The sequence below is a fragment of the Dawidia soli genome, from assembly GCF_018598185.1.
GTDB lineage: Bacteria > Bacteroidota > Bacteroidia > Cytophagales > Cyclobacteriaceae > Ohtaekwangia > Ohtaekwangia soli.
Genome location: NZ_JAHESC010000043.1, coordinates 50,573 through 61,811, shown reverse-complemented (window position 1 = coordinate 61,811; position 11,239 = coordinate 50,573). Strand labels below are relative to the sequence as shown.

Sequence of the window (11,239 nt, the reverse complement as noted above, 5' to 3'; positions counted from 1 at the left end):
CTCAAATCACTTATCCATTCCGACTTCGACCAACCGTGGTCGCAAACCTTTAACAGTTTTTAAACCTTTCAACTTTTATCTCCGTCAATCCTTCTGATCTTCGAAGCCCTCTTTCGTTTTGGGAGTGCAAAGGTAAGAAGCTTTTCTCTCTTTGCAACATTCCGGCTAACTTTTTTTCTTCTTTTTTTATCTCTCCGTGAAGAGAATCAATCCATCAGATCCAACCAGAATCTCCACAGTACGTCAAGTGTCTTTTGCTTTTCTCGGCTTTCACCGCTTGCATCCCCGTCGCCCTTCTAGCGATTGGGGATGCAAATGTAGCCAAGGTTTGATAAGATGCAAAAATGCTGTGTGAGATTTTTTCTACAGTCCCCTTCCTACCCTGGCTAAAGTCTGATTGTAAAGAAGTTACACTCCAGTAAATTTTTCTAAACTTTTGGTCGCTTGTAGAGTGGAACTGTACTACAGGGTTCACCAAACATCAAACTTGCGGCTAACGGCTTCAATTTGTTGGTCGCCTCGACGTATGCGGCGATGGGAACGGCCACTTTACTACAGCCTTTCACCACCACTTTTGCATCTTTAAAGATCTGCCAATCGATTTGCGCAAGACGCTCCTGATACAATGCTACTTCCAGCGCCTCTGCCGAACCAAAAAAGACACGCTTTGCGTGCGGCTCCAGGGCAATGGCTAACAACATATACGCCCATGTCGGCACAATCGCATCGACAGAGCACGTGACGGCTACATACGCGCCTTCATATTGCTTCCAATCGTGTGCTTTGATATGATCACGAAAATCCTTTTCCTTCAGGATAAGTCCTTGAAAGAGCTGATCTTTTATGTCGATAAGTACGCGCGGCCCGGGCTGATAATATTCTTCCAGGTCGAAGGTAATCAGGCCGCTGTTGGCTACGCGGTTTACAATTTGTTCCTCTGCTTCCATAGCGTTGTTAAAACATCAGCTTCAGGCTGTTTTGTTCGCGGCCGCCGCAACTTCCGGTGTTGCCGGCGCTTTGATCATAAATTCCTTCAGATAAAAGGGCTCGAACGTCACCAGGTCTTCGGTTTCATTTCGCCGGAACTTTTCCCAGGCCAGTGTACCTACGGTGTCTGCCGTAGGATGAACATCCGCCAGGAAAAAGGCATTTTTATGTTGGATCACCCCCTGGCATTTGGCGGCGCCGTTTCCAAAAAACAAGACAGGACCGGCTTCCAGCTGCGTCCGAAAACTTTCCGCATCAATCACTTTGGCTTCGACGGGACTTACGGCATTGTATTCGGCATCCAACAGCTGGCAATACACTTCCATGCGGCGGGCATCGATCATGGGGCAAAGTAATGCCCGCGATGTGTTGAACGGTCCCGCCGCTAACGCCAGCGAATCCAATGCCCCGACCCCGATGAGCGGGATGTTGAGCGCATAGCAAAGGCCTTTTGCTGTAGACGTACCGATGCGCAGTCCCGTGTAGGAGCCCGGGCCGGACGAAACGGCCACCGCACCGAGCTGGGCCATCGTCACATCGGCCAGTGACAGCACCTGGTCCACTAGTACGGCTAGTTTCGAGGCGTGCGACTGCTCGCGGTAGGTCACCGCCGAGGCCAGCGACGCACCGTCTGCATGCAGCGCCACCGAGCATACATGGGTAGAAGTTTCAAGACTAAGAATGATCGACATTACTTCGGAGAAAGAATTTTCTGATAGGCGACCGGATTGTTCAGAAGCTTCTGCGCCTCCAGCACGGCCTTGTCACGCGGCAGCGAGTTCAGGGCCTGCCCTTCGTTTTGGGTGTAGTGAAAAGCGATCTGCTCTTCCAGCACCTGCATAATTTCTTTTTTAAAGCGTACCAGGTCGGAGTTTTTTCCCGCTTCGATCTTGCCGCGCAGGGTGTTCAGCGGTCCTTCCAGCTCACGATAGTAGCGCTCTTTCCGCGCCGTTTCCGCCAGGTGCTTTGCATTTTCCTCCAGCGGCATGTCGTAGACAAACTTAAATTCTTTTAATAGCGCCGAAAATTCGGCATAGTCGTTTTCCGACAACCGGAACGTTTTCAGGTCGGGCATGTGTGGATTGTAGGCGCAATACCGCGATGCAAACTCAAAGACCAGGCCTGAGTTGATCAACGCGGCGGTTACACGCCCGAGGGGATCGAACTCCACTTCCACATCCGGATCAAGGCCGGCGCCATCATAGACTTTGCGGCCGTTGCGGGTCGTGAACTCGCGTTTCAGCGAGTCGGCTACGCGTGTTACCGTACCGTCGTCTTTGCGGTGGGTGTAGTCCAGCGCCTGGATGCAGCGGCCGCTGGGGATGTAATACTTGGCCGTCGTCACTTTCAACTGGGCGTTGTAGGTGAGGGGGCGTGTGGTTTGCACCAGGCCCTTGCCAAAGGTCTTTTTGCCGATCAGTACGGCGCGGTCGTAGTCCTGTAAAGAACCGGCCACGATCTCCGAGGCCGAGGCGCTGCCTTCGCTTACCAGCACGACCATCGGTATTTCTGTATCCAGGGGGTTGTTCAACGTGCGGTAGGTTTTGTTCCAATCCTCCACCTTGCCTTTGGTCGACACGACTTCCTGTCCACGGGGCACAAAGAGGTTGACAATGTTCACGGCTTCGTGCAGCAATCCGCCCGGGTTCTCGCGCAGGTCGAGAATTATTTTTTTGGCGCCTTGCGCTTTCAGGGCGGTCAACGCCTCGCCTACTTCGCGGCTGGCGCCAGGGGTGAAGTCGTCGAGGCGGATGTAGCCGATGCCCGGCTCCAGCATGCCGGTGTAGGCCAGGTTGCTGACGGCAATCTTTTCGCGGCGGATCTTAAACACCAGGTCGTCTTTCAGTCCATAGCGGTGTATGCGGATCTCCACCTCGGTCTTGGGCTTGCCTTTCATCCAGGCGCTTACCTCTGACGTTGTTTTGCCTTTTACCAGGTGGCCGTCCACGGAAACGATCTCGTCGCCTACCTTCACGCCGGCCAGGTAGGCCGGGAAATTCTTATAGGGAAAGGTGATGGTTGTTTTCTTATTGATGATGCCGATCAGCGCGCCCACGCCCCCGTACTGGCCGGTGGTGGAGATGCGAAACGACTCGATCTCGTCCTCGGGAATATAGTCCGTGTACGGATCCAGCGATTCGAGCATGCCGTCGATGCTCTTGCGGATGAGCTTTTGAGGTTCTATTTCATCAACATAGTAGGCGTTGACCTCTTTGAAGAGGGTGGCAAAAATATCAAGGCTTTTGGCAACATCGAAGTATCGTTCGGCGGGCTTGCGGAAGGCTACCAGCGCCACCACAGCCGTCGTAAGCAGGATCAACCACGAATATCTTCTCCACATAATCGATAATATCTGAAATTGTACTGGCTGCTAGCTCAAGCCCCGGCCGGCTTGCCGGGTGTGAATCATCTTTTAAATATACGCAAGGATGGGTGTCGCGGCAACCTCTTCCCGCTAGGACGGGGAAAGGGCCATTTTGCCCAGTTTTACCAACGTATTCCGCATTTTTCCCTGCAGCTCGGCCGATAACAGCGGTTCCTTGTGGGTGTAAATAAAGGCCACGGCCAGCCGGGGCGCCGCCGGCATAAGTTGTTGCTGCAGCCGGTAGGCCTCGCGTATGCGCCGCTTGATCAGGTTGCGGTCGACGGCCCGTTTGAAATGACGCTTGGAGACCGAGATCAGGACCTGGTGCACCGGGCCCGCCGGGTCGGCCTGCGGAAGGAACATTACCTTGAACGGGAACAAATAAAAAGAGGAACCCCTGGCAAAGAGTTCCTGTATATGCTTTTCTTTCGAGAGTCGTTCTTCCTTGCGGAATGTAAATTTCCCCATGAGATCAAATTACTCAATCTCTCCCAGGGAGCTCATCTACCCGAAAGCGATTATTTATGCTTTAATGTCTTCTCGTCAGAAACAGTCAGTTTCTTACGACCTTTCGCGCGACGGGAAGCCAATACGCGACGACCATTAGCAGACGCCATTCTCTCACGGAAACCGTGCTTGTTCTTTCTCTTTCTGCGGGAAGGTTGATATGTACGTTTCATAGTATATCCGTTTTACCCTTACTTTTTAAGGGCTGCAAAGATGGCCACTATTTGTCTAAATTACAACTCATTACTGCGATTTCTGCCGAAAAGTGCCAAATCCAGCGTAAAAAGGCTGGTTTACGGTTTCTGGATGCGGCTTACGCCGTCAGCTCCTGCAGCACTTTTTGAGCCTGGGCCGTTTCCAGGCGCGGGCCCCATTGCGACACCACGCGCGACGATGCCAGCGATGCCAGTTTGCCGGCTTCGGCGTAGCTGTGGCCGTGTGTGATGGCATACAGGAAGGCCCCCGCGAACATGTCGCCGGCTCCGTTTGTATCGACCGCCTTCACTTTGTACGGCTCGATCTGAATAAAGGTATCGCCGTCAAAGATCAGGGCGCCGTTGGCTCCCAGGGTGATCACAAACCGCTTGGCCACGCCGCGCAGTTTTTCGCGGGCCTCGCTTACCGAGGTGGTGCCGGTAAAGAGCATGGCCTCCTCGTCGTTACAGAACAGCAGGTCTACGCTGGCGCCGACGATCTCGGTCATTTGCTGCGAGAAATATTTCACCATGCTGGGGTCGGAAAAGGTCAGCGCTACATCTACTTTGTTGCGTTCGGCGATGCGCTTTGCCTCCTTCAGTGCCTGCAGGCCTTGCGGGCTGGGCACCAGGTAGCCTTCCAGGTAGACGTAGGAAGAATTTTTGATGGCGATTTCGTCCAGGTGCTCGGGTGACAGCAGCGAGCTTACGCCCAAAAACGTGTTCATGGTACGCGACGCGTCGGGCGAGGTCATCACCAGGCAGCGACCCGAGTCGCCCGGAGGGCAGGTTTCGTGACGCATATTGGTGTCTACCCCACTGCGGCTCAGCTCGTCCAGGAAAAATTTGCCCAGCTCGTCGTTGGCCACCAGACACGAGTAAAAAGCTTTTCCGCCAAACTGGTTGATGGCCGTTACGGTGTTCCCCGCAGAGCCGCCGCCCGTGAGCTTGCTTTTTTTCATGTCTATGGCCTTCATCAGCTCCACCTGGCGTTTCTCATCCACCAGGGTCATGACGCCCTTTTCGATACCGTTCTTTTCAAAAAAGTCGTATTCGACTTCTGTTACAATATCCACAATGGCGTTGCCGATGCCATAAACGTCGTATTTCTTCATGCGAGGGAAAAATTTTGCGCAAGGATACGGAATACAGCGCCATCAAACAAACCAGTGCTCCGGCAGCTTCGCAACTTTCATTTTACTATACTCTTTATATGCTTACAATAAGGTATCCCTATGTTTGCTATAAGGATGCTATAAGGATGGGTATAGGTTTGCTATGGCTATGCTGGCGCCGGTCACAGCGGCGGACAGCTTGAGAGGGCAGACGGCAGTTACAAACTGCCAACCGTCGCGGCACAAGTTACCGCACCTACGCTACCGCTCGGTGCTCAAACTTGCGCCAGTTTCGGCCAGTTCGGCCAGTTTCGTTGGCATCGTGCTATTTCTTCTGCACGTTCATGCCCAGTGTCATTTTATACCGCCTGGCCCGGTCGGGGTAATCGGTGATAAAGCCATCCACGCCCATGCCTTTCAGCGACAGCATGTCTGAAGTTTCGTTTACCGTCCAGGGAATGACGCGGATCCGGCGTTTGTGCAGGGCGTCGACCCGCTCCCTGGTGATCAATTTAAAGTACGGGCTGTAGATCGCCGGGTTAAACCCGAGGTCGGCCAGGTTGGCGTCTACGGACTTAACGTTCTCCACCAGCGCCGCCAGGCGGATATCCGGATATTTTTTATGCCAGTAGCGCAACACGCGGAAGTCGAAGGATTGGATCACCACGCGGTCCATCGGAATGTATTCGTCCAGCATGGCATACACCAGGTCGGAATATTCCTCTACCGTGGGGTGAAGTTTTTTATCGCCGTCGGGCGAGCTTTTGATCTCGATGTTGTAATCCACTTCATATAACGTCACGCCTTTGATGTGGTCTTCCACGGCGATCAGCACATCGCGCAGCAGGGGTTTTGCTACGGGCATTTTTTGCTGCTGGGGAAACCGCTCGTTGATCTTTGAGCCGCAGTCAAAGCGGGCCACCTGGGCATAGGTCATGTCGTAGATGGCGTAGCGTTTTTCATCCTTGCCGGTAAAGACATTGCCGGCGGTGTCGAGGCAGATCTCCGACGACATCCAGGGTTCGTGTGACAGCACTACCTGCCGGTCTTTGGTAATGACCACATCCATTTCCAATGTCATCACGCCCGAATCGAGGGCGGTGATAAACGCGGGTATGGTGTTCTCGGGCTTCAGGCCGCGGGCACCACGGTGGCCCTGTACATCGAACTTCGGTGTGTAGATCTGCGCCATCAGCGGGGTGGACGACAGCATGCATGCAAGGAAGAGGTATCTAAGCATGCCGAAAGATAAAAGAAAAAAACACGAACATCCGCGGACAGCGCGCGGACCAGGCAACCCCTCTAAAAACTCCAGCCCGGCCCTGCGCTGTGCGCGGATGTCGTGTGTATTGAAATATCCTGAATTAGTGTGCTGCCTGGCTCATGTCAACTTTGCCTTTGGCGGGCTTCAGTATGAGCACGAACGGTACGCACAGCAGGAAGAACAACCCGATGCCGAGGAACACGTCCATGTAGGTCAACAGCGCCGCCTGCTTCATGACCAGCCCCTCCATGGCCCGGTAGGATTGTTGCACGGCTACCTCGGCTGTAGAGCCATGCGACATAAAGTTGGCCTGCATGCCGTTCAGCCGCTGTGTTACGTTGGGATCATATGACGATACGTGGTCGATGAGGTCGGCGCGATGCTGCACGTTCTTGCGGCTGATATAGGTACTGATCAGCGCAATGCCGAACGACCCACCCAACTGCCGCACCATGCCCGTAAAGGCTGCGCCTTGCCCGATCTCTTTCCCCTTGAGCGAGGAGAGCGCCCACGTAGTAACCGGCACGAACAACAGGCCTAGACCTACACCCCGCACCATCAGCATCCAAAAGAAGTCGCCTTCGCCGGTAAACGGCGTGATCACGGTATAGGCCCAGAAACTGAAGCCAAAGAACACGCAGAAGCCCATTGCGATCAGGTACTTTTGCGATATCCCCTTTTGAACGGCTCGTCCCACGAAAGGCATCATGATACCGGTGGCAACCGAACTGGGCACCAGCATTATACCCGCTTGCAGCGCGGTCCATCCCAGCGAGTTCTGCGTAAAGATCGGTATCACGAAGGTCGACCCATAGAGGCCGAAGCCAAGGATAAAGGATAGCACGGTACCAATGGCGAGGTTCTTATCTTTGAGTACCCGCAGCTCTACTGCCGGGTCTTTCGCCACCAGCTCGCGCCAGATGAAGAGGTAGATGCCCAGCGCGCCCAACACGGCAAAGAATATAATGTGCGCATCTTCAAACCAGTCGTGCTCCTGCCCTTTCTCCAATACAAATTGCAGTGATCCCACGGCCATGATCAGGAAGCCGATACCCAGCCAGTCTACATCGCCCAGCGATTTCTTCCCACCATAGTTCGGACTTTTGACATACGACAGCGTCAACAAGGTGGCGATGACGCCGATCGGGATGTTGATATAGAAGATATACGGCCAGCTGTAGTTCATCGTAATATAGCCCCCCAGCGGCGGCCCCAGTGTCGGTCCTACGATCACGCCCATGCCATACAGCGCCTGCGCCATGCCGCGCTTTTCCGGCGGGTATACTTCCGTGATGATCGTCTGCGACGTTACCAGCAGTGCACCGCCCCCCAGGCCCTGGATAAAGCGGAAGAACACCAGCTCCCAGATAGAGGTTGCGTTGCCGCAGAGGAAAGATGCGACCGTAAAGATCACGATCGATACGGCAAAGTAGTTACGGCGTCCAAACTGCTGCGAAAGCCAGCTGGTGAGCGGTACGACAATAACATTGGCGATGGCGTAGGCTGTAATGACCCAGCTCACGTCGTTGAGCGTGGCGCCCAGGTTGCCCCGCATGTCATTCAACGCTACGTTGACGATGGTCGTATCGATGATCTCCAGCAGCGCACACATCACCGCCGTAATGGTAATGATGACGCGGTTGAAGCCGTATTCGACCAATGATTCCTGTTGCGTCATAGGGTATTAGTCCAGGTGTACGTCTACAATCACGTTCATACCGGCGCGCAGCAGACCAGCCTTGGCGGCTTTCTCTGTCAGCACAATTTTTACCGGCACGCGTTGCACCACTTTCACAAAGTTACCGGACGCGTTGTCGGCCGGCAGCAACGAAAACTTTGCGCCTGTTGCCGGTGAGATCGATTCTACCTTGCCCGCGAACACGTCGTCGGGGAAGGCGTCTACTTTGATCTCTACTTCCTGGCCGGGCTTCATCTTGTCCAGCTGTGTTTCTTTGAAGTTGGCTACCACCCATTTTTGTTTTTCGGTGACGAGAGCAAACAACGATTGGCCTGCTTGTACGTACTGACCGAGCTGTACGCTCTTGCGTGAGATCACGCCGTTGGTGGGGGCCAATATGTAGGCATACGACAGCTGCAGTTTAGCAAATTGCAGGTCTGCTTCGCGTTCTTTCACCACAGTCTGCGCCAGGGCAATGTTGCGATCGCTTACGTTGCTCTGTGCTTTGCGGGCGGATGTCTCGCGGTACAGGGCTTCGCGCTGACGTTTTGCTACGTCGAGCTGTTTCAAGGCTGCATCTTTCTCGGCTTCTGCCTGCTCATACTGCTGTTGTGTAACCGAGTTGGTCTTGATCAACTCCTGGTAGCGTTTGAAGTCTTGCTCCGCACGCTTGGCGCGTACTTGTGCAATTTCGATGTTGGCGTCTGCCGCTTCCATGTTCGAGCGCGAGCTCAATACGTTCTCTTGTGACGTTGTATAGCTGGCCTGCGACGTAGCGAGGCTGGCTTTGGCATTTTCGAGGGCTGCTTCGGCTTGCAGTACTTTCAGGGCCAGGTCGCGGTCGTCGAGCACGACCAGGGTATCGCCGGCCTTTACGACCTTGTTGTCTTCCACCTGCAGGCGCGTTACATACCCCGGCACTTTCGGAATGATGGGGCTGATATCTGCTTCCACCTGCGCGTCGTCGGTCTCTTCATGGTGCTGACCGTGAATATATTTAGTGATACCAAAGGCTGCGCCCGCAACGGCCAGGGCTCCCAACACGACGGCAAATGTTTTATTCTTCTTTCTCTTATTGGTTTCCATACTGGATAAAGGTGTTTGTTCTGATTATTGAAGGTTCCCGACTGATTCCTGAAGCTCGTAGTACGCGATCATGCTTTCGGCGCGGGTCGTCGCATAATTGATGCGGGCTTGCAGCAGCGCCAGGTCGGCGTCGAGGTAGTCCGACAGGATCACCAGACCCTGGTTGTATTTGTTGTGTGTGATCTGATAGTTCTCTTCGGCTTGCTCGATGGCACGCTCGGTGATCGCGAGCCGGTCGACCGACTCCTGGCACTTCAGGAACTTCTGGCGCACGGTGACTTTCACCTGGTCGGTGGCGGCCTGGCGGGCCGCTTCGGCCTGCGCCTGCTGCGCTTTGGCTTCTTGTATGCCGTGGTTCGCATGGAAGGCACCGGTCAGACTATATTTCACAGAGACACCGGCATTCATCGCGTTGGTGATGTTGGCGACATTGGGGATGTACGCATTTACATACCCGGCGCTTAACCCTACCGTCGGCAGGCGGTTGGCCCTGGCGGCACGGTACCCCGATTCACCTGCTTTTACCTGATACTCTGCTGCTTTCAACTCGCTGCGGTTGGTCAGACCGGTCTGCAAATATTCATCCCACGTGGTCAGTGGCATCTGGCCGAACATGCCGGCGGTGTCGAGCTCCAGCGTTGTGTCGTCGGGCAAGCCGAGCAATATAATGAGGTTGTATTCTGCCAGCTGCACGTTGTTGTTCACTTCCGTCAGTGCCAGCTCGATGTTGTTGGCCTGCAGCTCGGCTTTGAGCCGGTCGTTGCGCGCCAGCAGACCTTGTTTCTCCCGGTCCTGAAATTCCTTCACGCGTTGTTGCTCGCGCTTGAGGCTTTCCTCGATGGTGCGTCGCGTTTCCAGCAGCTCATAATATTGATAAACCGCTTTCTCCGTATTGAGCATTACTTTGCTCCTCGCCGTTTGGGCATCGTATTTGGCGGCTTCTTCCAGGTACTCGGCCATGAGGCGGTTGTTCCGGATACGAAAGCCGTTAAAGATCGGCAGGGATGCCGAGGCTTGCAGCAGCGCAATGTCGTGCAGGTCTTCAAAGATGGCCAGCTGTGAGCTGCCGCTTGTTTCGCCGTCGGCGGGCTTGGCCTTAATGTCTACGTTGGGGGTATTGAGGTGCAGATAGGTGCCGCTTACGCCCACTTCCGGCCATACCTTGTCGCTTGCCTGGGCGGCCTTTGCCTGGGCTTGTTTTACTTTGGCCGACGATACGGCCAGCTCCTTGCTGTTGGCTACGCCGAGGTCCACAGCCTCCTTGAGCGTCAGCTTCCTGACGGTTTGCGCCTGCGCACTTGCTGCGAGTAGCAGCGCTGCCAGGGCCCACGTTATTCTTCTATACATAACTAAAAATTGGTTCGGTTTATTTGATCAGGTACCCGGTCAGCAGATCGACCAGGTATTCTTTAACACGTTGTTTGAACGCCGCGTCGTCTTCGCCGGGGCGTATCCAGCGCTTCCGAAGTACGGCGTGCGTGGCCTGGTACATGACACCGAACAGAGTTGCGTTCACCATGTCGACGTCGGCCTCTTTCTTAAACTCTTTCTTCTTCTGCCCGTCTTCCAGTAACCGGCGCAGCTCGGCGCTGTTCTTGTTGGTGATCTTGGCGATGCCCTCTACCAACTCCGGACGCTGCGTCCCCGTCAGCTCACGCTGAATGAAATGATAGCCGCGGCAGTTCGTAAAGATCTTCTCCGTATACATGTCGATCACCTGCAGCAGTTTTTCTTTGGAAGGTATATCGGCATTGTTCAGGTTATTCAGCTTCATGCGCGAGGCGGACACCGTCTCTTCCAGCACAGACAGGAATAAGTTTTCCTTTGACTGGAAGTGGTAGTTGATCAGGGCCACGTTCACCCCCGCCTTGGCGGCGATCTCGCGTACACTGACGGCGTCGAAGCCCTTTTCCATAAAAAGCTCGGCGGCGGCAGACAGTATTTTTTCGCTGGTCATAAAAGATGTATAAATGTCACTTCGACGGGCCGGGAGAGAGTCGCAGGCGGGCGTCTGCTGTGCTCCGATGTCTTGTAACGGACGCA

At 54.4% G+C, this 11,239-nt stretch carries 11 protein-coding genes; all 11 read right to left on the bottom strand.

The window, feature by feature from the left end; all coding sequences use genetic code 11:
• Positions 1-428: 428 nt before the first annotated feature.
• Entirely contained in the window at positions 429-947 is a 519-nt protein-coding gene (locus KK078_RS23630) for a DUF2480 family protein (protein ID WP_254092796.1), read from the bottom strand.
• Positions 948-968: 21 nt separating this feature from the next.
• Entirely contained in the window at positions 969-1,679 is a 711-nt protein-coding gene (tsaB, locus tag KK078_RS23625) for a tRNA (adenosine(37)-N6)-threonylcarbamoyltransferase complex dimerization subunit type 1 TsaB (protein ID WP_254092795.1), read from the bottom strand.
• Positions 1,679-3,328 carry a S41 family peptidase gene (locus tag KK078_RS23620; RefSeq protein ID WP_254092794.1) on the bottom strand — a complete coding sequence of 550 codons (1,650 nt, stop codon included), beginning with the start codon at positions 3,326-3,328 and terminating at the stop codon, positions 1,679-1,681. Before KK078_RS23620 ends, tsaB begins: the two co-directional genes overlap by 1 nt.
• A gap of 114 nt (positions 3,329-3,442) precedes the next feature.
• Entirely contained in the window at positions 3,443-3,820 is a 378-nt protein-coding gene (gene rnpA / locus KK078_RS23615; protein WP_254092793.1) for a ribonuclease P protein component, read from the bottom strand.
• Between the two features lie 50 nt (positions 3,821-3,870).
• Positions 3,871-4,032 (bottom strand): 50S ribosomal protein L34, encoded by a 162-nt coding sequence (rpmH, locus tag KK078_RS23610; protein WP_254092792.1) that lies wholly within the window; start codon positions 4,030-4,032, stop codon positions 3,871-3,873.
• 140 nt (positions 4,033-4,172) lie between these two features.
• Positions 4,173-5,168 (bottom strand): adenosine kinase, encoded by a 996-nt coding sequence (locus KK078_RS23605; protein WP_254092791.1) that lies wholly within the window; start codon positions 5,166-5,168, stop codon positions 4,173-4,175.
• A 325-nt stretch (positions 5,169-5,493) separates the two neighbouring features.
• Positions 5,494-6,408, bottom strand: coding sequence for a glycerophosphodiester phosphodiesterase (locus KK078_RS23600; protein ID WP_254092790.1), 915 nt, complete (start codon positions 6,406-6,408; stop codon positions 5,494-5,496).
• Between the two features lie 124 nt (positions 6,409-6,532).
• Positions 6,533-8,110: a DHA2 family efflux MFS transporter permease subunit gene (locus KK078_RS23595; RefSeq protein WP_254092789.1), complete on the bottom strand. Its 1,578-nt coding sequence runs from the start codon at positions 8,108-8,110 to the stop codon at positions 6,533-6,535.
• Between the two features lie 6 nt (positions 8,111-8,116).
• A complete protein-coding gene (locus KK078_RS23590; RefSeq protein ID WP_254092788.1) occupies positions 8,117-9,196 on the bottom strand; it encodes an HlyD family secretion protein in 1,080 nt (359 codons plus the stop codon).
• A gap of 24 nt (positions 9,197-9,220) precedes the next feature.
• Positions 9,221-10,543: a TolC family protein gene (locus tag KK078_RS23585; protein ID WP_254092787.1), complete on the bottom strand. Its 1,323-nt coding sequence runs from the start codon at positions 10,541-10,543 to the stop codon at positions 9,221-9,223.
• A 19-nt stretch (positions 10,544-10,562) separates the two neighbouring features.
• The gene (locus KK078_RS23580; protein WP_254092786.1) at positions 10,563-11,153 is read right to left on the bottom strand and encodes a TetR family transcriptional regulator; all 591 of its coding nucleotides are present in this window, start codon (positions 11,151-11,153) and stop codon (positions 10,563-10,565) included.
• Positions 11,154-11,239 lie beyond the last annotated feature (86 nt).